The organism is Kitasatospora sp. NPDC056273, from assembly GCF_042268845.1.
Taxonomy (GTDB): Bacteria; Actinomycetota; Actinomycetes; order Streptomycetales; family Streptomycetaceae; genus Kitasatospora.
Genome location: NZ_JBHJSJ010000046.1, coordinates 40,961 through 60,012, shown reverse-complemented (window position 1 = coordinate 60,012; position 19,052 = coordinate 40,961). Strand labels below are relative to the sequence as shown.

The 19,052-nt window shown below is 72.2% G+C and carries 18 protein-coding genes, 1 tRNA gene and 1 pseudogene; 3 read left to right on the top strand and 17 right to left on the bottom strand.

Translation table 11 applies throughout. The features are described from left to right. Positions 1–83: 83 nt before the first annotated feature. The gene (locus tag ACFCY1_RS31160; RefSeq protein ID WP_049650145.1) at positions 84–1,037 is read right to left on the bottom strand and encodes an aldo/keto reductase; all 954 of its coding nucleotides are present in this window, start codon (positions 1,035–1,037) and stop codon (positions 84–86) included. A 143-nt stretch (positions 1,038–1,180) separates the two neighbouring features. Between ACFCY1_RS31160 and ACFCY1_RS31155 the strand changes: the two genes are divergently transcribed. Continuing rightward, the gene (locus ACFCY1_RS31155) at positions 1,181–1,381 is read left to right on the top strand and encodes a hypothetical protein (RefSeq protein WP_049650146.1); all 201 of its coding nucleotides are present in this window, start codon (positions 1,181–1,183) and stop codon (positions 1,379–1,381) included. A 54-nt stretch (positions 1,382–1,435) separates the two neighbouring features. On the opposite strand, the gene ACFCY1_RS31150 is transcribed toward ACFCY1_RS31155, so the two are convergent. From ACFCY1_RS31150 to ACFCY1_RS31115, 8 genes and pseudogenes are all read right to left on the bottom strand, one after another. Next, complete coding sequence (locus ACFCY1_RS31150) at positions 1,436–2,458, bottom strand: endo alpha-1,4 polygalactosaminidase (RefSeq protein ID WP_375876741.1); 1,023 nt, start codon at positions 2,456–2,458, stop codon at positions 1,436–1,438. Positions 2,459–2,480: 22 nt separating this feature from the next. Beyond that, on the bottom strand, positions 2,481–3,176 hold the full coding sequence (locus ACFCY1_RS31145; protein WP_074001827.1) for a spherulation-specific family 4 protein: 696 nt from the start codon (positions 3,174–3,176) through the stop codon (positions 2,481–2,483). Continuing rightward, complete coding sequence (locus ACFCY1_RS31140) at positions 3,173–4,090, bottom strand: NAD(P)-dependent oxidoreductase (RefSeq protein WP_074001826.1); 918 nt, start codon at positions 4,088–4,090, stop codon at positions 3,173–3,175. Before ACFCY1_RS31140 ends, ACFCY1_RS31145 begins: the two co-directional genes overlap by 4 nt. A 125-nt stretch (positions 4,091–4,215) precedes the next feature. Beyond that, positions 4,216–4,917, bottom strand: a pseudogene (locus ACFCY1_RS31135) (NDP-sugar synthase); the annotation flags it as partial. Between the two features lie 75 nt (positions 4,918–4,992). Next, positions 4,993–5,985, bottom strand: coding sequence for an SDR family NAD(P)-dependent oxidoreductase (locus ACFCY1_RS31130; RefSeq protein WP_117488606.1), 993 nt, complete (start codon positions 5,983–5,985; stop codon positions 4,993–4,995). A 159-nt stretch (positions 5,986–6,144) separates the two neighbouring features. Continuing rightward, positions 6,145–7,683 carry a hypothetical protein gene (locus tag ACFCY1_RS31125; RefSeq protein ID WP_375876740.1) on the bottom strand — a complete coding sequence of 513 codons (1,539 nt, stop codon included), beginning with the start codon at positions 7,681–7,683 and terminating at the stop codon, positions 6,145–6,147. A gap of 150 nt (positions 7,684–7,833) precedes the next feature. Beyond that, on the bottom strand, positions 7,834–9,348 hold the full coding sequence (gene pelF, locus ACFCY1_RS31120) for a GT4 family glycosyltransferase PelF (protein ID WP_049650152.1): 1,515 nt from the start codon (positions 9,346–9,348) through the stop codon (positions 7,834–7,836). Between the two features lie 82 nt (positions 9,349–9,430). Further along, on the bottom strand, positions 9,431–11,791 hold the full coding sequence (locus ACFCY1_RS31115) for a hypothetical protein (RefSeq protein ID WP_375876739.1): 2,361 nt from the start codon (positions 11,789–11,791) through the stop codon (positions 9,431–9,433). A gap of 354 nt (positions 11,792–12,145) precedes the next feature. Between ACFCY1_RS31115 and ACFCY1_RS31110 the strand changes: the two genes are divergently transcribed. Then, a complete protein-coding gene (locus ACFCY1_RS31110; RefSeq protein WP_375876745.1) occupies positions 12,146–13,135 on the top strand; it encodes a tyrosine-protein phosphatase in 990 nt (329 codons plus the stop codon). On the opposite strand, the gene ACFCY1_RS31105 is transcribed toward ACFCY1_RS31110, so the two are convergent. The 8 genes from ACFCY1_RS31105 to ACFCY1_RS31070 all read right to left on the bottom strand — a co-directional run bounded on the left by ACFCY1_RS31105 (position 13,122) and on the right by ACFCY1_RS31070 (position 18,217). After that, positions 13,122–14,030: an RNA polymerase sigma factor SigF gene (locus tag ACFCY1_RS31105; protein WP_049650154.1), complete on the bottom strand. Its 909-nt coding sequence runs from the start codon at positions 14,028–14,030 to the stop codon at positions 13,122–13,124. The genes ACFCY1_RS31110 and ACFCY1_RS31105 overlap by 14 nt on opposite strands. Before the next feature lie 144 nt (positions 14,031–14,174). After that, positions 14,175–15,020, bottom strand: a complete 846-nt coding sequence (locus ACFCY1_RS31100) for an RNA polymerase sigma factor SigF (RefSeq protein WP_375876738.1) — start codon at positions 15,018–15,020, stop codon at positions 14,175–14,177. A gap of 314 nt (positions 15,021–15,334) precedes the next feature. Next, positions 15,335–15,628, bottom strand: a complete 294-nt coding sequence (locus ACFCY1_RS31095; protein ID WP_375876737.1) for a Dabb family protein — start codon at positions 15,626–15,628, stop codon at positions 15,335–15,337. 94 nt (positions 15,629–15,722) lie between these two features. Further along, the gene (locus ACFCY1_RS31090; RefSeq protein WP_181970620.1) at positions 15,723–15,887 is read right to left on the bottom strand and encodes a hypothetical protein; all 165 of its coding nucleotides are present in this window, start codon (positions 15,885–15,887) and stop codon (positions 15,723–15,725) included. Positions 15,888–16,374: 487 nt separating this feature from the next. Continuing rightward, positions 16,375–16,461: transfer RNA gene (locus ACFCY1_RS31085), tRNA-Ser, on the bottom strand. A gap of 67 nt (positions 16,462–16,528) precedes the next feature. After that, entirely contained in the window at positions 16,529–17,056 is a 528-nt protein-coding gene (tadA, locus tag ACFCY1_RS31080; protein WP_082345357.1) for a tRNA adenosine(34) deaminase TadA, read from the bottom strand. A gap of 50 nt (positions 17,057–17,106) precedes the next feature. Then, positions 17,107–17,664 carry a tRNA adenosine deaminase-associated protein gene (locus ACFCY1_RS31075; protein ID WP_049650157.1) on the bottom strand — a complete coding sequence of 186 codons (558 nt, stop codon included), beginning with the start codon at positions 17,662–17,664 and terminating at the stop codon, positions 17,107–17,109. A gap of 349 nt (positions 17,665–18,013) precedes the next feature. Then, on the bottom strand, positions 18,014–18,217 hold the full coding sequence (locus ACFCY1_RS31070; RefSeq protein WP_049650158.1) for a hypothetical protein: 204 nt from the start codon (positions 18,215–18,217) through the stop codon (positions 18,014–18,016). A 195-nt stretch (positions 18,218–18,412) separates the two neighbouring features. On the opposite strand from ACFCY1_RS31070, the gene upp reads away from it, so the two are divergent. Then, positions 18,413–19,048 carry a uracil phosphoribosyltransferase gene (gene upp / locus ACFCY1_RS31065; protein ID WP_049650159.1) on the top strand — a complete coding sequence of 212 codons (636 nt, stop codon included), beginning with the start codon at positions 18,413–18,415 and terminating at the stop codon, positions 19,046–19,048. Positions 19,049–19,052 lie beyond the last annotated feature (4 nt).

Below are 19,052 nucleotides of genomic sequence, written 5' to 3'. Positions count from 1 at the left end.
GGCGAAGGCCGTACCGGGCCCCGACAGCGCGCCGCTGTCGGGGCCCGGACCGCGTTCGGAGCGGCCGCGGTGCCGGATCCGGCTCAGGCGGAGGCGGCGTCCAGCAGGGCGGTCTGCTCCGGGGTGAGCTGCAGGGTGGCGCCGACCAGCAGCGGCGGGAGCTGCTCGACGGTGCGGGCGCTGGCGATCGGGGCGGCGACCGTCGGACGGGCGGCGAGCCAGGCCAGGGCGACGGAGGCGGGCTCCACCCCCTGCTCGGCGGCGACGGTGTCCAGCGCCTCCAGCACCTTGGGGCCGCGCGGCTCGGCCAGGTAGCGGGCGGCGCCCTCGGCGCGGGCGCTGGCCACGCCGTCGGCGCCCGGACGGTACTTGCCGGTCAGGAAGCCGGAGGCCAGCGCGTAGTACGGGACGGTGGCCAGGCCGTGCTCGGCGACCACGTCGGCCAGCGGGCCCTCGAAGGTGCCGCGCGAGACCAGGTTGTAGTGCGGCTGGACGGCGACGTACTTCGCCAGGCCCTCGCGCTCGGCGAAGGCCAGCGCCTCGGTGAGCCGCTCGGCGGAGATGTTGGAGGCGGCGACGGCCCGGACCTTGCCCTCGCGGACCAGCTCGTCCAGCGCGGTGACGAACTCCTCGACCGGGGTGTCGTCGTCCCGGTGGGTGTAGTAGAGGTCGATCCGCTCGACGCCCAGGCGGCGCAGCGAGTCCTCGGCCGCGGCCTTGATGTTGGCGGCGCCCAGGCCACCGCGCTCGGCGAGCATGCCGACCTTGGTGGCGATCACGACGTCCTCGCGGTTGCCGCGGCTGCGCAGCCAGTTGCCGAGGACGGTCTCGGACTCGCCGCCGGTGTTGCCCGGGGCCCAGGAGGAGTAGACGTCGGCGGTGTCGACGAAGTTTCCGCCGGCCGCCGCGTAGGCGTCCAGGACGGCGAAGGACTGCTGTTCGTCGGCCGTCCAGCCGAAGACGTTGCCGCCGAGGGAGAGCGGGAAGACGGACAGGTCGGAGGTGCCGAGGCTCACCCGGCTGTGGTTTCCGGTCATGAAGGCAGTCAACCCCATGGCCCGGCCCGGCATTCCGGGAACCCCGCGGTCTTCACGAGGCTGTTGCACGGAAGGGTGGTGTGGTCCGCGCGACGGGGGTCCGGGGTGTGCCCGAGGTGGGCCGATTCGTTAGAGTCCGTGCCATGGCTGACAACGACTACGACCCCGCCGGCAGCACCCAGATGTTCCGGGCGTTCGTCGACGAGAGCCCGGCGCCCCAGGCCCCGGGCAACGTTTCCACCTACGGCAGCAGCAAGAGCAGCGGCCGCACCGGCGTGATCGCGCTGGTCGCCGTTGTCGTGCTGGTCGTCCTGGGCGCCGTCGTCTGGCTGGCGGTCAAGTGACCCTCGCGCGGGTGACCCTCGTCCGGGTCACCCGCGCGACGGAAGACGAACACCTCAGCAGGGCTTGCGCCAGGCGTTCAGTTCGAGCTTCTTCCGCATCGAACTGAAGCCCAGCGACTTGGCCTTGCCGCAGAACTGGTCCGTGTCGAGCTTGTACTCGACGTGGAAGACCGCCTTGCCCGCCTTGACGAAGGGCGCGACCCGGTCGCACTCGTCGAACTGCGCGCACTCCTCGTTGACCGCGAAGTCGAAGTCCGGGAGCAGGGCCGGGATCTGGTCCAGGTCGTTCTTCAGGCCGATGGCCAGGCCGCGTTCGTGGGCGAGCTGGGCCAGCATCCGGTTGTACCTGAGCTGGTCGTCCGGGGTCAGCGGGAAGCCGCTGTTCTGGTTGTACGCCTCGATGGTGTCCGGCTCGACGGCGTCGAAGCCCTTGCTCCGGCACATGTCGAAGCGGGCGGCCATCAGCGGCTTCAGCTGGTCGAGCTTGCGGATGTCGAACCACTTCTCGCCCTTCCAGCCGGTGTCCGAGCCCTGGAGGGACTTGGCGAAGGCGGCGGAGTCGGGGCGGAAGTCCTCCCAGGAGCCGGCGTTGATGTAGCAGATCACCTTGCGGCCCTTGGCGTGCAGCGCGGCCACCACCGAGGCGTCGTTCTCGAAGCCGTCGATGTCGTAGACCGGGACGTCCACCGACTGGTCGACGCCGCCGCCGAGTTGCCACTGCCAGGCGAGGCCCGGGGTGGGCTGCCAGCGGGCGCCGGCCGGCGGTGCCGGGTTGCCCGGCGGGGTGCCGGTGCCCTGCGGGGTGCCGGGAGGCGTGCTGCTGCCGGGCGTGCCCGGGGCGGGTGCGGTGGTGCCGGGAGCGGTGGGCGCGGGGGTCGGCGTGCCCGGCTCGGTGGTGCTCGGGTCGGGGGTGCCGGGGGTGCTCGGCGCGGTGGCCGCGGGGGAGTTGCTCGGGGTGCCGTCGGCCGAGTCCTGGTCGTCCTCCGATCCCGAGCTGCTGCACGAGCTGACCAGCAGGGCGGTGGCGGTGGCGAGGGCCAGGGCGGCCGGGAGGTGCCGGTGGTTGCGGCGGTTCACGGTAGTCGGACTCCGGATCGGGTCAGGTCAGTTCGGCGGCGTTCAGGCCGTACGGCAGGGTGCGCCAGGGGTTCTCCCCGGCCCCCGGTACGGCGCAGCCGACGCCGGCTCGCCGGGCGGCGATCAGGGCGGCGGCGTCCTGGGCGTGCTCGGAAGGGACGTCGTAGACCAGGTGGCAGAAGCGGGAGGCCGCGTGCCGGCCGGTCCACAGCGGCAGCGTCATGGCGCGGTAGGCGTCCCAGTCGCCCTCGAAGGTCACCAGCAGGTCGGCCAGGCCGACTTCGGCGTAGCCCGGGTCCGGGTGCTCGCCGTGGCCGAACACCACGGTGCCGCAGCCGGCCGCGCGGGCGGCCGTGGCCAGCCGCCGGTAGTGCGCGAGCGCACCCGGGTGGGTGGAGACCTGGTCGAGGTAGACGCCGGTGATGCCGTGGCGCTGACGGTACGTCAGGATGTCGGCCACCACGGCCGCGTGCGGCCGGCGGCCGTAGTCGGTGTCGGTGTAGCCGACCAACGGCAGTCCGGCGGCGCGGAGTTCGTCGGCGGCCTCGGCGAAGACGTGGTCCGGGAACTCGCCCGGACCGTCGGCGAGGTTGAGCACGACGGCGGCGATCCGGGCGGGGTCGGCGGCGGCGACCGCCTGCCAGGCCGCCGGGTCCACCGCGGGGTGGACGTACAGCGGCACCAGCAGGCGGCCGTCGGGGGTGTGCCCGGCGGTCATGCGACCACCGGGTCGGGCGTGGGCCCGGCGGTGCCGAGCCACAGGTCGCGCAGGGTGTCGGCGAGGTCCGTCTCCGGCCGCCAGCCGAGCTCCCGGTCGGCGGCCGACACGTCGGCCTGCTGCCAGGAGACCGCGGCCGAGCGCTCGGAGCCCGCCCCGCTCTCGTCGATCCGGCCGGTGAAGCCGGCCGCGGTGACCAGCCCGTCCGCGATCGCCCGGACCTGCCGGGCGTGCCCGGAGGCCAGGTTGAGCACCCGGGGGAGCGGACGGTCGGCGGTGACGGCCAGGCCGACCGCCTTCGCCACGTCCCGGGCGTCGACGAAGTCGCGGTAGGCGGAGAGGTCGCCGACCGTGATCACGCCGTCGGCGCCCTCGGGCGCCACCCGGCGCAGCTCGGCGGCCAGCCGCCCGGGCAGCGAGCCCGCCGGGGCGCCGGGGCCGACCGGGTTGAACACCCGCAGCACCACGGCGTCCAGCGGCGAGCCGGCTACCGCGAGGGAGCCGGCCAGCTTGGTCGCGCCGTACACGCCGACCGGGCGGGCGTCGGCGTCCTCGGCGAGGGACTCGCCCCGCGCGCAGACGCCGTACTCGCCGGCCGAACCGATGTGCACCAGGCGGGCCTTCGGGGCGCCGAGGGAGAGCGCCTCGCAGAGCACCGCCGGGCCGCGGGCGTTCACCTCGGCGAGCTTGACCGCGCTGCCGGCCACCGCGCCGGCGAAGTTGACCACCGCGTCGGGGGCCAGCGCGGACAGTTCCTCGCCGAGCGGGCCGGCCTGGGCGGTGGCCAGGTCCAGCCGGAGGTCGTGGGCGGGCCGCCGGCCCGCGGTCAGCACGGTGGCACCGGGCACTGACCGCAGGACGGCGGTGGCGTGACGGCCGAGGAAGCCGTCGCCGCCGAGGAGCAGAATTCTCACGCGGCCCGTCCGTCGCTCTCGACGCCCGCGGTGGCGGGCTCGGTGGTCGCGTCGTCCGGGGCGGTGCGGGCGGCCGGGATCGGCAGCTCCGCGACACCCGGTGTGATGCCGCTCGACTCGAAGGGCATCAGGACCGGACGGATGGTGGAGAACTCGGCGTTGGCCCGGTCGTAGTCGTCGGGCCGGCCGATGTCCAGCCAGTAGCCGCCGAACTCGTACGCGGCGGGCGGGGTCTCGGCGGCCAGCAGGTCGAGCACCAGCTCGTCGAAGCCCAGCGGCAGGCCGGGGGTGTACTTGGCCAGCGCCGAGCGGGAGACGCCGTACACGCCCATCGAGACGCGGTAGTCGATGCTGGGCTTCTCCTGGAAGCCGGTGATGGTGCCCTCTTCGGAGGTCAGCACGCCGAAGTCGATCTTGACCTGGCGGGCGTAGGTGGCGATGGTCAGCGGGGCGCCGGACGCCTCGTGGTGCTTGAGCACCCCGGCGAAGTCCAGGTCGGTCAGGATGTCGCCGTTCATCACCAGGAAGTGCTCGGGCAGGCGCTCCTGCATGGTGAGCAGCGGGCCCATGGTGCCGAGCGGGCTGTCCTCGACGGCGTAGCCGACCCGCAGGCCCCACTGCGAGCCGTTGCCGACGTAGGCGCGGATGATGTGGCCGAGGTGGCCGATGGCCAGGGTGACGCTCTGGAAGCCCGCGGCGGCGAGCTGGCGCATCACGATCTCCAGGATCGCGTGCTGGTCGCCGATCGGGACGAGCGGCTTGGGAAGCGCGGTGGTGTACGGGCGGAGACGGACGCCCTTACCGCCGGCCAGGATCACTGCGTGCATGGTGTTTCCCCCACGGAAAGGATGTGCAGGACACGAACCTTGGTTACCAGGACGAGCAAGATCGGTCGGGGCGGGTCAGACGTTGTAGATGTCGGTCTTGTAGCGGGCCAGGTTGGCCGGGTCGCGGAAGAACTCGATGGTCTGCTCCAGGCCCTGCTCCAGGCTGAAGTTCGGGGCCCAGCCGGTGGCCTCGCGCAGCCGGGTCGCGTCCGCGACCAGGCGCATGACCTCGGAGTTGGTCGGACGGATGCGCTGCTCGTCCTCCTTCACCACCAGGTCCACGCCCATCAGCTTGCCGACCAGGGTGACCAGGTCGCCGACCGAGATCTCGCCGCCGGTGCCGGCGTTGAAGGTCCGGCCGACCACCGTGTCGGCGGGCGCGGTGCCCACCGTGCGGAAGGCGTTGGCGGTGTCCTTGACGAACGTGAAGTCGCGGGTCGGGCGCAGGTCGCCGAGGGTGATCTCGGTCTGGCCGGCCGCGACCTGGGCGATCACGGTCGGGATGACGGCGCGCATCGACTGGCGCGGGCCGAAGGTGTTGAACGGGCGCAGGGTGACGACCGGGGTCTCGAAGCTGGCGTGGTAGCTGTCGGCCAGCCGGTCCCCGCCGGCCTTGGAGGCGGCGTACGGGGACTGGGTGTTGATCGGGTGGTCCTCGGTGATCGGCACGGTCTGCGCGGTGCCGTAGGTCTCGCTGGTGGAGGTGTGCACCAGGCGGGGGATCTCCTGGTGGCGCACCGCCTCCAGCACGTTCAGGGTGCCGGTGACGTTGGTGTCCACGTACGAGTGGGGGGCGCGGTAGGAGTACGGGATCGCGATCAGGGCGGCCAGGTGGTAGACCGCCTCGGTGCCCTTGACCAGGCCGTTGACCGAGCCCGGGTCCCGGACGTCGCCGAGGACGATCTCGACCGAGTCCAGCACCTCCTCGGACAGGGTCTCCAGCCAGCCGAAGGACGAGAACGAGTTGTACTGGACCATCGCGCGGACGTGGTGCCCGTCGGCGACCAGGGTCTCGACGAGGTGGGAGCCGATGAAGCCCTCGGCTCCGGTAACCGCAACGCTGCTCATGCGGATGTCGCTTTCTCGATCTGCCGGGGCGGCCGGACGCACTGGGGTGGCCGGCCGCCGTTGGCCCGGTGGGTGTCTCAGGTGGAACGGGTACGGCGGTGCACGCGAAGGAGGCGTGCGGGATATTCGATGTGTTCAGCGGTGCTGGGTGGTGCGTTTTCAGCGGTGCTGGGTGGTGCGGCCGAGCGCGGGCCCGGCCAGTGCGGTGAGGACGAAGGCGGCCGTCCCGCAGCCGATCAGCTGCAGGACGATCGGGTCCGCACCCGCCAGCAGCCCGGCGCTCTCGGCGACCGCGGCGGCCAGACAGACGAGGGCGGTGCTCCAGCTGAACCCGAAGGCGTTCAGCAGCAGCGCCAGCCAGAGCGAGCCGCCGAGGAGCAGCATCGCGCCGAGCTGCGGCACGCCGAGCGCGGGGGCGCCGGGCCACAGCACGGTCGCGGCGGCGTCCAGCGCGGCCACGGTGGTGAGGTAGATGAACAGGCAGCCGAGCAGGATCCCGCCGGTGCGGCGGGTGAACTGGCCGCTGGTGTGGCTGGTGCGCAGGGCGGCCACCGCCATCGCCCGGTAGCGGAAGAGCAGCCACTCGGCGAGGCCCAGGCTGAGCGTCAGCGCGATCATGGCCGGTCCGGTCGGGGTGGTCGACGTGGCCTGCGCGGGGAGGCCGCCGGACTGCACGGCCTGGTGGATCGTCCCGCCGAGGCCGGCGATCAGCGTGAGCGCGCCGCAGGCCAGGCCGAACAGCAGGTGCGGGACCTCCTGGCGGACCGGCAGTCTCAGCTCGACGGACTCGCGTTCGCCGCCGCGGATGCAGACCAGCAGCTCCCGGACGGCCAGTCCGACCGCCAGCACCAGCGAGACGAGCAGCACGACCGTACGGACCGGCTGCGGGACGTCCGCCGCCAGCACCACGCCCGCGCCGACCGAGGCCGGGGCCAGCGCCAGCAGCAGGAACTTCTCTCGCCCGAGCACCAGCAGCACGGTCGCCGCGCCCAGGTAGCAGGACTGCCCGGCGGCGAAGCACAGCGCGCCCAGCGGCCCGCCGACCACGTACGCGGCGGCCGCCGCGACCAGCGCGCCGACCGGGGCGCCGATGGCCAGGCAGACCGCGGCCTCACGGCGGCGCAGCCGGCCCAGCCAGCGGTAGGAGCGGTGCGCCAGCGCCTGGTTGAAGCCCCAGCTGACCAGCGTGGCGACGGACAGCGCGAGCATGCCCGAGGGCAGGCCGAAGCGCATCCGGGTGGTCGCGAACAGGTTGGCGCCGAGCAGGTAGCCGAGCCCCGGCAGGGCGAACACCAGGCCGCGCACCACGCAGCGCCAGGGGTCGGCCCGCCAGGGGTTGGCGAACTCGGAGCTCGGGCCGGGGTAGCGGCGCTCGACCTTCTCGAACAGTTCCTCGGCGACGGTGAACGCGTCGGGGCGGCCGTACAGCAGGGCGGCCTGCTCGTCCGACAGGCCGTCGGACTCCAGGAAGGCCGCGATCTCGTACGGGTGGACGGCGTCGGCGCAGACGTCGCGCAGGCGCTCGGCGAGCTCGTCCAGCGGGTCCGCGGGGAGGTAGAGCGAGTCCTCCGGCTCCGGCTCCGGCTCCGGCTCCTGCTCCGACGGGGCGGGACGGCGGCGCTTGAGCGGCAGGGCGCGCAGCTGCACGGTCTGGTCGGGGCCGGCCTCGCCCGGAATCAGTCGCAACGGACCGCTCATGCGTCCACCTCGCTGTGCTCGGCGGCCGCTGAGCGGAACACGCGCCTTTCGATGGTTCGCTCGCTGCGCTCGTTCACGCGTCCACCTCGCTGTGCTCGGCGGCCGCTGAGCGGGACACGCGCCTCTCGATGGTTCTGTCGCCGTGCCCGTTCACGCGCCGACCTCGCTCGGCTCGGGGCGGGCGGCGGCCAGCTGCTGGTCCCAGTCGGGGCTGGGGACCTGGTCGGTGACGGCGACCATGCCGCCGGGCATCCAGCGGGCGGTGCCCAGGAGCTCGGTGTAGATGCCGCGGAAGCCGTCGATGTTCTGGCGGAGGGTGAACTGCTCGATCACCCGCAGCCGGGCGCCCTCGCCGAGCCGGGCGCGCCGTTCGGCGTCGCGCAGCAGCTCGATCGCGGCGGCCGCCATCGGTTCGGGTTCGCGCGGCGGGACGACCAGTCCGGTGTCGCCGACGGCCTCGCGCACGCCGCCGACGTCGGTCGAGACGGTCGCGCGGCCGCAGGACATCGCCTCGATCAGGGTGAACGGGAAGCCCTCGCTGATGCTGGAGAGCATGACCACGTTGCCCGCCGCGTACGCGTCGGTGATGTCGGCGACGCGGCCCTCGAAGGCCACCGAGTCGGCTATGCCGAGCTCGGCGGCCAGGGCTATGCAGCCGTCCCGGTACGCCTCGCCGCCCTTGGGGGTGCCGCCGAAGAGCCGCAGCCGCGCCTCGGGGATCTCCCGCTGGACGATGGCGAAGGCCCGGATCAGCGTCTCCAGGTCCTTGATCGGGTCGACCCGGCCGGCCCAGCTGAGGGTCGGCGTCTCGGGCTCGGGGCCGGCCGGCGGGAAGGCCGCCGGGTCCACCCCGTTGTAGACGGTGCGGATGTGCGAGGACGGCGTGCCGCCGCGCTCCTCCCAGCGCCGGTTGTACCGGTTGCCGGGGGTGACCAGGGCGGCCTGCCGGTAGCTCTCCTCGGCGAGCATCCGGTAGAAGCCGAGCAGCAGCGCCTTGACCGGCCAGCGGTAGGGGCCGGTGCGGTAGCCGAGGTAGCGCTCGCGCAGGTAGATGCCGTGCTCGGTGAGTAGAAACGGTACGCCGTACTGCTGGGCGGCGATCAGCCCCGGCAGGGTGGCGAGGCCACCGCTGGCCGCGTGCGCGACGCCGTCCTTGGGCGGCTCGACCGAGAGCGGCCGCAGGGCGTGCTCCAGCAGGTCGGTGGCGTTCAGGGCGTCGTGCAGGGTGGGCCGGGAGACGGCGGTCGGCAGGTAGTCGCGGGTCCAGACCTGCTGGAGGGTGCGCAGCGCGCGCTCGCTGCGCAGCGCCGGGCTGAGCAGCCCGTGCCGGGCGAGGTCGGCGAAGTTGTACAGCTCGGTGCCGAAGTGGGTGGTGTAGACCGGGTCGAGGATGGAGTGCAGGAAGCGCTCGTACGCGTTGAGGAAGCGCCGCATCTCCTTGCCGCGGGGCGCTCGGCCCTCCGAGGCGGGCCCCCACAGCGGCGCGGTGGTGACCGACCGTACGTTGGCGGGCAGTTCCCAGGCCAGTGGCTCGTGGCCGGTTCCGGTGACGGCGATGACGTCGAACTCGACGTCCGGCATGCCCTGAACGAGCTGGTCGCACCAGACGCTCACGCCGCCGTGCTGGTGCGGATACGTCCCCTCGGTGAGCAGGGTGACGCGCATTCCTGTCCCCCCTCCTGTTCTTGCGTAGGTTCCGGCCTGGATGACCGGAACGGGAGCCGTGGCGGGTGGTGCTGGTTACCGGTTACCGGTTGCCGGAGCGTCCGGTGGTGCTGCTCGGCGTGGCCGTCCCCCCAGAGGCCTTGCCGTTCTTCGTCGCAGCCTTGTCGTCGTGGCCGTTGCCGCCCTGACCGATGGTGCCAGCGAGGACATCCTTGCCGGGCACCGGGGTTCCGCTACCCGGGACCAGGGACGGAGCGGGCTTGCGGGTGGTGTCGCTCGGCCCCACCGGGACCGGGGTGGCGACACCCTGCGGCACGACCTTCTTGTCCGCCGGCGCCGGGGCCGGGACGGACTTGGCCGCGACGCCCGGCGCGACGGGGGCCGGGGCGGCCGGCGCGGACGGCAGCTGCAGGGTGACGCTGCTCTGCAGCGCGCCCGGGGACACCCAACCCGAGAGGGTACCGGCGTAGGACGAACCGAACCCGCCCGTTCCGATGGCCAGCTTCTGAGCGGTTCCGGTCGGCATGGTGGCCTGGACCTGAACGCCGGACGGCGCGTTGACGGTGACGGTGCTGCCGACCCGGTAGGCGGTGACCTGGCCGGAGGCGAGGGCGCTGTTCCAGGCCGCGCGGCGCTGGAACTCCTGGCCGATCTCGCGCTGGCTCAGGTTCACGATCGGGGCGCTGTCCGCGTGCAGCGAGCGGTAGGTGCCGAGGATCTTCTCCAGCACCGGGTACAGGATGCGGTCCTCGGACAGGTTCGACTGGTGCACGAAGTGCGGCCGCGGGTCGTTGCTCAGCACGTGGCCGAGGTCGATCCGGGCCTCCAGCGGCACGATGTACGACTGGTAGCCGGTGGTGGTGTCCAGCGGCTGGGGCAGGCAGGTGGAGTTGGCGTTGTTCTCGCAGACGCCGCTGCCGCCGTTGGCCTTGCTGGTGTAGATCCAGTTGTACTCGTCGGCCTCCTCCTTCGCCGTACCGGCGTTGTAGAAGACGTTCATCGGGTACCGCGGCACGGTCAGGGCCGAGCCGACGGGCCGCTGGCCGGTCTCGCGGGAGGCGTCGCTGGCGGTGAACTTGATGCCGTTGGCGGCCAGCGCCGGCGCCAGGTTCGGGTTGTCGCTGGTCTCCTGCGGGGCGGTCAGCAGGCCGGAGTGCTCGCCGGTGACCAGGGACTGCGGGTCGAAGCCCAGACCGTTCGCGGTGGCCCAGTCGGCGTTGGTCTTGATCTGGGAGGAGATGGTGTTCTGGTCGACCCAGACGGTGGCGCCCGCGGTGTTCTTGGCGCAGACCCACGGCACCACGGTGACGTTCTGCTCGCAGCCCAGGTACGGGTGGGTGTAGGTGTGGTTGACCCACCGGTAGTTGCTCTGGTCGGCGATCATCTGGTTCGCCGTGGGGTCCACCGTGGTCTGGTGGTCGGCCTTCCAGTCCTCGCTGCCGCCACCGTTGAACACCATGTCCAGGGTGAAGTTGTTGGCGGCCTGCCACTGCTTGAGGTGGTTGGCGTCGTCGACGGTCATCCGGATCGGGTTGGCGGTGTCCGGGGTGCCGGGCGGGCAGGTGACGTCGCCGGGGGTGCACTTGAGCACGGTGTCCCAGCGGTCGTCGGCCAGGAAGACGTCGTCCACGTGGGTGGCGAAGTAGTTGCGGTCGTAGCCGAGGTGGACGCCCTGGGTGAGCCAGTCGACCATGCCGCGGGCCAGCAGCCGGTACTGCTGCTGGTACTGGTTGTAGACGAACGTGACGACCAGTTCCTTGCGGCCGTCGTGGGTGTACTCGCCGACCAGCGAACCGCGGCTGGCCGTGTTGGGTATCGGCGCGTCGACCAGCGGGACGAACGAGGCGCCGGCCGGCAGGCTGGCGAGCGGAGTGGCCAGGTAGCCGTAGCTCTCGCCGACGTTCGGGTCGTTGTCCTCGAACGGGACGCTGCCCTTGAGGTACCCGAACGGGCCCGAAGTTCCGGCCGCGGTGGTGGCGCCCTGGAATCCGTCGAGAGTGCCCACGAATCCGGGATTCTGGGCGTAGTTCAGCCCCACCGCCGGGTTGGCCCACGTGTACGCGTCGATCTGGCGGACGTTGAATGCGGCTTCGTAGGTCGCGATCGCCGTCATCTCGGTGGCACTGTTGGGGAAGGGGTTTTCGTTGGGCAGCACGATGCCCTGGAACTTCCCGCGGGGCTGGCCGTTCAGCGTGTCGCTCAGGAAAGCGGAGTTGATGACGGGGCGGTTGGGGTCATTGAGGCTGATGACCTTGTAGGGCGTGCCCTGGCTCTTCAACTCGGCGGTGATGGCAGCGACGGACGGGCCGCCGTCGTCGACGACCAGGACGGTGAGGTCGATCCTGGGCGGCGCCGCGTCGGCGTGGGCCAGGGTGGTCTGCAAGCCGCTGGCCAGCAGGACTGCCGCCGCGCACGCGGCGACTCTTCGGGTCGCTCGACCCATGGTGATCCTCCCCTTGGTGCAGGCGTCACGCTGCTCGGCGCTCGCCTGCCCGTGTAGCTGTTCGCGGGCAGCAGGCTGCCCGGGCCCATCCTGGTCGAGGGACGGTGGTGCGAGGGACCAATTGGGCGAGAGTGCAGCGAACCTGTTACCAACGTTCATGGCGAAGCCATGAAGGCGCTGATTGTGACCGGAACCGGACCGGCGGCGCAAATAGTGAATTGAAAATGAAAAACCGGAAGCTGACTGCTACACGTGGTTACCGACGGTGCGGCCCAGTGGGGCGGGCGGGACACCTACACTGTCGTCGTTGCGCATGACACTCTTGCACATCTCGCCGCCCAGTTGGGCAGGTTCATGCAATATCGGGCACGGCTGTGCCATGTGACAGTCCGAATATGCAATGGAGGTGCTCACATGGTCGATCAGCATACCGAGTCCGGGGGATTCCCGAGCGTACGGAATGCGTCACCGGAGGCGGGCGGAACGCCGCTGGTCGGACGCAGTCTCGGTTTGCGCGGTGCGCTGAATGCCCGTGATCTGGGCGGGTACCGGACGGCTGACGGGCGGATTCTCCGGCCCGGGGTGGCACTGCGCAGCGATGGCCTGAACCGTGTCACCGCCGAGGACCTCGGCCCGCTCGGCGCGCTCGGCCTGCACAGCGTGGTGGACCTGCGGAGCATGGCCGAAGTCCGCGAGACCGGTCTGGACCACCTGCCCGGCGGTGTGACGCTCCACCATCTCCCGCTGCTGGCACCGGACTTCGACATCGTCCTGCTGGTCCGCGACGCGCTGGCGGACCATGACCCGGAGCGCCAGCGGGCGCTGCTCGGCGACGGCCGGGCGGCCGCCCGGATGGCCGGCCTCTACCGGTGGTTCGTCACGGACCGGGTGGCGCGCGAGCGATTCGCCGCCCTGCTACGGCTGCTGGCGGACCCTCAGGGGCCGCCGCTGCTGTTCCACTGCTCGGCGGGCAAGGACCGCACCGGCTGGGCCGCGGCCCTCCTGCTGACCGCCCTGGGGGTGGACCGGGAGACCGTCCTGGCCGACTACCTGCTCACCAACGAGCGCTCCGCCCCGGTCGTACGGCGGGTGCTGGACGACTTCGGGGCCCGCGGCCTGATGCGCGAGCCCGAGCTGCTCCTGCCGGTCTTCCACGCCGACGGCGGCTACCTGGACGCGGCCTTCGCCGAGGTCGCGGCCGGCTGGGGCGGCTTCGACGCCTACTGGCGGGACGGACTCGGACTGGACGGGGAGGTGCTGGCCGGGCTGCGCGCCAACCTGCTGGACGACCCGGGAGCCGAGCGGGGCGGCCCGGCTCCCGGCGGTCGGCTCAGCCCTCGTTGATCAGCCCCTCGCGCAGCTGGGTGAGCGTCCGGGTGAGCAGCCGCGAGACGTGCATCTGGGAGATCCCGATCTCCTCGCCGATCTGCGACTGGGTGAGGTTGCCGAAGAACCGCAGCATGATGATCCGGCGCTCGCGCGGCGGCAGCTTGGCCAGCAGCGGCTTGAGCGACTCCCGGTACTCGACGCCCTCCAGCGCCAGGTCCTCGTAGCCGAGCCGGTCGGCCAGCGGGCCGTCGCTGTCCTCCTCGCCGGTGCTGGAGTCGAGCGAGCTGGCGGTGTACGCGTTGCCGACCGCGAGGCCCTCGACCACGTCCTCCTCGCTGACCCCCAGGCAGGCCGCCAGCTCGGCGACGGTGGGGGAGCGGTCCAGCCGCTGGGAGAGCTCGTCGCCGGCCTTGGTGAGCGCCAGCCGCAGCTCCTGGAGCCGGCGCGGAACGCGGACCGACCAGCTGGTGTCCCGGAAGAAGCGCTTGATCTCGCCGACCACGGTGGGCATCGCGAAGGTGGGGAACTCCACCCCGCGCTCCGGGTCGAACCGGTCGATCGCCTTGATCAGGCCGATCGTGCCGACCTGGACGATGTCCTCCATCGGCTCGTTGCGGCTGCGGAAGCGCGCCGAGGCGTACCGGACCAGCGGCAGGTTGAGCTCGATCAGGGTGTCGCGGACGTAGGTGTGCTCGGCGCTGCCCGGGTCCAGCGCGGCCAGCCGCAGGAACAGCGAGCGGGAGAGCGTCCGGGTGTCCAGCACCGAGCCGGGCGGCGTCTCCGGTCCCGTGTCGGGGCCGGGCGGCCGGGCCGGTTCGACCCGCTGCCGCGGGACCAGGTCCTCGACGACGGCCGTGCCGTTGGCCTGGCCGCCAGCGTGGATCTCCGCAGTGCCCAGCTCTCCGGACATGCACCCACCCCCTTGTGACTGTCAGTTGAACGGGGGCCGTCGCGCGGTGGTTCCCGGCGAGGGCCTTCCCCCTGCATACCGGAACACGGTCCACGGCAAACCCGAACGTCGCAAGATGTCACGCCGGGGTAACTCGCTGCAATCTCACTCTTCCCAGGAGTTGCCGGTCCGAAGCCTGGTCAGGATCCGGGAGAGCAGCCGGGACACGTGCATCTGGGACATCCCCAGCTCGGTGCTGATCTGGGACTGGGTCAGGTTGGCGAAGAACCGCAGCATCACGATCCGCCGCTCCCGCTCGGGGAGCTGGACCAGCAGGTGGCGGACCATGTCCCGGTGCTCGACCTCGGCCAGCGCGGAGTCCTCGTAGCCGAGCCGGTCGAGCAGGGCGAGCCCGCCCTCGTGCTCCTGTGCCGCCTCCAGGGACGCCGCGTTGTACGCCCGCCCGGCGTCCAGGCAGGCCCGTACGTCCTCCTCGGGGATCCGCAGGCTGGCGGCGATCTCGGGCACCTTGGGCACCCGGCCGTGCAGCACCGTCAGCTCCTCCATCGCGCCGCTGACCTGGACCCACAGCTCCTGGAGCCGGCGCGGGACGTGCATGGTGCGGACGTTGTCCCGGAAGTAGCGCTTGATCTCGCCCAGGATGGTCGGCAGCGCGTAGGTGGGGAACTGGACGCCGCGGCCGGGGTCGAAGCGGTCGATCGCGTTGATCAGGCCGATGGTGCCGACCTGGACGACGTCCTCCATCGGCTCGCTGCGGCTGCGGAAGCGGGTGGCGGCGTAGCGGACCAGCGGGATGTTCACCTCGATCAGGGCGGCCCGGACCCGCTCCCGCTCGGGGGCGTCCGGGGGCAGCTCGGCGAGCCGTTCGAACAGCACCCGGGTCAGCGTCCGGACGTCCACGGCGGGGCGGCCGCCGGGGCCGCGCAGCCGGTCCGGTCGGAGCTCGCCGGCCGGGCTGGTGATCGCAGCCAGCACTTCGTCCACGGACACCTCACCCCTCCCAAAGTCGTCAACGGCGGGCCCTGCGGAGCGGGTGCCACGGCGGGTTCACGACCTCGCCATGTCCGGCAAAACCGGTCATAGCATCACAAGGTGGGCACAGGTCGGGCAAGCACCCGATGGAGGTGTGTTGGTGGGCCGTTCAACCTTTCCCGGGCCGGCCGGCGAACCGCCGCGGGGATCGTTCCGGGACGGAGCAAGGCGCCCCGCCCGGAAGCCGGACGGGGCGCCGCGGTCCGTCCGGGGGAAGCGCCGGGGTCGGGCTTCGGGTGGTCCGGGTCGGACGGGTGGGGCCGGACGGGTGCTCAGACCTCGATGTCGGCGATCACCCAGGTGGCGAACTCGCGCCAGAGGCCGGCCGCGGCCTGGTGGTCCGGGTGGGTCAGGTAGGCCTGGAGGGCGTCGCGGTCCTCGACCAGGCTGTTGATCGCGTAGTCGTACGCGATGTCGCGCTCGGTGGTGTTCCAGCCGCACTCCCACTCGCGCAGCTCGGGGATCACCGAGCCGAGCGCGTCGAAGGCCTTGGCGCCGGCGAGCACGCGCTCTTCGTCCTTGCTGACGCCTTCGTTGAGCTTGAACAGGACCAGGTGGCGGATCACGATTGCCGCTCCTCGCGGACGGGGACAGAGGGTCCCGCTCACCGTAGCCGGTGCCCGGGGGCCGACCGCTACCCGAATGGGTGCGGGCCGTCCGTCACTTGATCAGACCGGTCATGAAGGTGCCGACGGCCTTGGCCGCGTTCGAGATCCCCTCGAAGCCGAGCTGGACCAGCTCGGCGGACCGGGAGGGTGAGGTGATGATCGAGTAGAGCACGAAGATGAGCAGGAGGGCCATGCCGATCTTCTTCGCCTGCGCCATCGGGTGACCTCTTCCTCCCAGCTGTGGGCCGCCGTCATCCGGTCCCCGAGCGGCCTGCAGGGGGCAGCTTATCCACCCGGACGGGCTATCAAGTGTGCGACGCGTTCGGCCGGCGGGACGAAGGTCCCCGCGAGTGGGGCCTTTCTCCGGATGCCCGCTCGCGGGCCGGACGGCAGGATGGAAGACGTACCGAGGATCTGGCAGGAATCCCCGGTGCATGGATCCGGAGCTCCCCGCTGTGGGACCGGTCGCCGCGGCTTCCCCCCGACGCGGCGCCGGTTGTGGGACTCCGCCGGGGGAGCGGTCAGTCCCCCCGAACCGCTCCCCCTCCAGGCTCCGTACGGACCGGGCACCGGTGGTCATCGGCCCGGGGTACGGAGCCGTTCCCATGTCCGGGGCCGCTCCGGAGATGCCCCGCGGCTCCCGCGACGCGGGCATACAAACGCCGAGGGCCCGTCCGGATCGGACGGGCCCTCGGGCTCTCGAGCGGTAGCGGTGGGATTCGAACCCACGGTGGAGTTGCCCCCACACACGCTTTCGAGGCGTGCTCCTTTGGCCGCTCGGACACGCTACCGAGAGGAACTCTACCGGAGGGGTGGCGCAGTCACGAAATCCGTATCACCGCGGTGCCCGGCGGGCCCTCAGCGGTGGGTGTCGAAGAAGGCGCGCAGCTGCGCGCCGCACTCGTCGGCGAGGACGCCCGGGATCACCTCGGGCCGGTGGTTGAGCCGGCGGTCGCGCATCACGTCGAAGAGCGAGCCGGCCGCGCCGGCCTTCTCGTCGAGGGCGCCGTAGACCACCCGGTCGATCCGGGACAGCACGATGGCGCCGGCGCACATGGTGCACGGCTCCAGCGTGACGACCAGCGTGCAGCCGCTCAGCCGCCACTCCCCGGTCTTCTCCGCGGCCTGCCGGACCGCGACCACCTCGGCGTGCGCGGTCGGGTCGCCGACCGCCTCGCGCTCGTTGTGGCCGCGTCCGATCACCTCGCCGTCCGGGTCCAGGACGAGCGCCCCGACCGGTACGTCCCCGGTGGCCGGCGCCAGCGCGGCCTCGGCCATGGCGAGGCGCATCGGCGCCGCCCAGCGGTCGCGGACCGGGTCGGGGCGGACGGGGGCGGGCAGCGGGGGGACGTGCGGGACGGTCAGCGGAGTGGATGCGGGCTGCATGGCATCCAGTGTCGGGTATCCGGTGGTGGACACCGGCATGGCCGACGCCGCTACCGGACGGCCTCCAGGACCTCGCCGCAGCCCAGGGCCTCGGCGATCTCCTCCAGGGCGTCGCCCGGGACCGCGCCCTCGCCGCTGAGCGCCAGCAGCTCGTCGGCGGCGAGGCCGAACTCGGTGAGCAGGTGGGCGTCGCCGAGCGGGCCGACCGGGACGCCGCCGCGGGCGTCGGCGTCCTCCTCGTCCTGCTCCTCGGCCTCCTCGGCCTCGTCCAGCAGGTGGTCCAGGTCGCCGAACTCGCTCTCGCCGGCCTGGTCGACCAACTCGTCAGTGAGGACGGAGCCGTAGGAGCTGCGGGCGGCCGCGGCGCCGTCCGACACGAAGATCCGCGGGTCCTCCTCGCCGTCCACGCGGACGACGGCGAACCAGGCGTCCTCCTGTTCGATGAAGATCAGGACGCTGTCGTCGTCCTGGGCGGATCCGCGGGCCAGGTCGGCCAGATCGGCGAGGGTTTCGACGTCGTCGAGCTCCGTCTCGCTCACATCCCACCCGTCCTCGGTGCGAGCAAGCACTGCAGCGAAGTACGCCACCAGGGACACTCCCAAGATCATCGGTCTCGGCTGTCGGCGCGCACGGGCAACGCGGAAATCTGGCCGCCCCCGCGCCAGAGGCGGTCCGCTTGTTCGGACCGTCCCATCGGAATCGTGACAGAAAGCCCGCCCTTGCGGGGGGTGTTCTGCAGCGCGTCTTTGCAGGTCGTGTCGGAAGGACCGGGTGGCGGACGGCGAAGCCGGGCCGGGGCGGTCCGAGGCCGGTCGAAATTTGCTCCGAACGCCCGGCGGGGCCGTTCGGGTCCCTTCCCGGGGCCGTCCGGGTGTCGCGCCGGACGGGCGCCAGGGCGGCATCAGGGTGGCCCGGGGGTGCCTCCCGAGGCGGTTCCGGGGGCGGCCCCGGGCCCGGTCAGATCCGGAAGGTCCGCATCCGCATCGCCTCGCGCATCCGCCGCTCCTTGGTCCGCCGCGGCTGGACCCGCTCCCGCAGCTCGCGCGCCTCGGTGAGCTCGCGCAGGAAGACGGCCCGCCGCTTGCGGCGCTCCGCTTCCGTCTCGGGGTGGTCGTACGGCGGGCCCGGGCTCCGGCCCACCCCGTCGACGGGCTCGTCCATCGAGCCGTCCCCAGGGTTCGGGTTGCTCGTCATAAGAGGTGACATTCCCAGAACGGCCCGGTTGATACCACAGGAGGCACTTCCGTCCGGACGGCCGCGCCGGGTCACGGCGAGTCACGGGAGCGTCACCCGGACCGGCGCCCCGGTGGGCACGGCGAGTCGTACACCCGTCCAGGACCGGGCTAACCTCGATACATGCGTCTCCACGTTGTTGACCACCCCCTGGTCGCCCACAAGCTCTCCACCCTGCGCGACGAGCGCACCGACTCGCCGACCTTCCGTCGCCTGACCGACGAGCTGGTGACCCTCCTCGCCTACGAGGCCACCCGGGACGTCCGCACCGACGAGGTGGAGATCACCACCCCCGTGGCGGTCACGCTGGGTACCCGCCTCAGCTACCCGCGCCCGCTGGTGGTCCCGATCCTGCGGGCCGGCCTCGGCATGCTGGACGGGATGACCCGGCTGCTGCCGACCGCCGAGGTGGGTTTCCTCGGCATGGTCCGCAACGAGGAGACCCTGGAGGCCTCCACCTACGCCACCCGGATGCCGGACGACCTCTCCGGCCGCCAGGTCTACGTGCTCGACCCGATGCTGGCCACCGGCGGCACCCTGGTCGCCGCGATCAGGATGCTGATCGAGCGCGGTGCCACCGACGTCACCGCCGTGGTGCTGCTGGCCGCCCCCGAGGGCGTCGAGGTGATGGAGCGGGAGCTGGCAGGCCTGCCGGTCACCGTCGTCACCGCCGCCGTGGACGAGCGGCTCAACGAGAACGGCTACATCGTCCCGGGCCTCGGCGACGCGGGCGACCGGCTGTACGGCACGGCCGGCTGAGCCT

Bases quoted from the DNA above. Each gene is read 5' to 3' on its own strand.
- ACFCY1_RS31160 (WP_049650145.1), bottom strand. From the start codon at position 1,037: ATGACCGGAAACCACAGCCGGGTGAGCCTCGGCACCTCCGACCTGTCC.
- ACFCY1_RS31155 (WP_049650146.1), top strand. From the start codon at position 1,181: ATGGCTGACAACGACTACGACCCCGCCGGCAGCACCCAGATGTTCCGG.
- ACFCY1_RS31145 (WP_074001827.1), bottom strand. From the start codon at position 3,176: ATGACCGCCGGGCACACCCCCGACGGCCGCCTGCTGGTGCCGCTGTAC.
- ACFCY1_RS31130 (WP_117488606.1), bottom strand. From the start codon at position 5,985: ATGAGCAGCGTTGCGGTTACCGGAGCCGAGGGCTTCATCGGCTCCCAC.
- ACFCY1_RS31125 (WP_375876740.1), bottom strand. From the start codon at position 7,683: ATGAGCGGTCCGTTGCGACTGATTCCGGGCGAGGCCGGCCCCGACCAG.
- pelF (WP_049650152.1), bottom strand. From the start codon at position 9,348: ATGCGCGTCACCCTGCTCACCGAGGGGACGTATCCGCACCAGCACGGC.
- ACFCY1_RS31115 (WP_375876739.1), bottom strand. From the start codon at position 11,791: ATGGGTCGAGCGACCCGAAGAGTCGCCGCGTGCGCGGCGGCAGTCCTG.
- ACFCY1_RS31110 (WP_375876745.1), top strand. From the start codon at position 12,146: ATGCAATATCGGGCACGGCTGTGCCATGTGACAGTCCGAATATGCAAT.
- ACFCY1_RS31105 (WP_049650154.1), bottom strand. From the start codon at position 14,030: ATGTCCGGAGAGCTGGGCACTGCGGAGATCCACGCTGGCGGCCAGGCC.
- ACFCY1_RS31090 (WP_181970620.1), bottom strand. From the start codon at position 15,887: ATGGCGCAGGCGAAGAAGATCGGCATGGCCCTCCTGCTCATCTTCGTG.
- tadA (WP_082345357.1), bottom strand. From the start codon at position 17,056: ATGCAGCCCGCATCCACTCCGCTGACCGTCCCGCACGTCCCCCCGCTG.
- ACFCY1_RS31075 (WP_049650157.1), bottom strand. From the start codon at position 17,664: ATGATCTTGGGAGTGTCCCTGGTGGCGTACTTCGCTGCAGTGCTTGCT.
- ACFCY1_RS31070 (WP_049650158.1), bottom strand. From the start codon at position 18,217: ATGGACGAGCCCGTCGACGGGGTGGGCCGGAGCCCGGGCCCGCCGTAC.
- upp (WP_049650159.1), top strand. From the start codon at position 18,413: ATGCGTCTCCACGTTGTTGACCACCCCCTGGTCGCCCACAAGCTCTCC.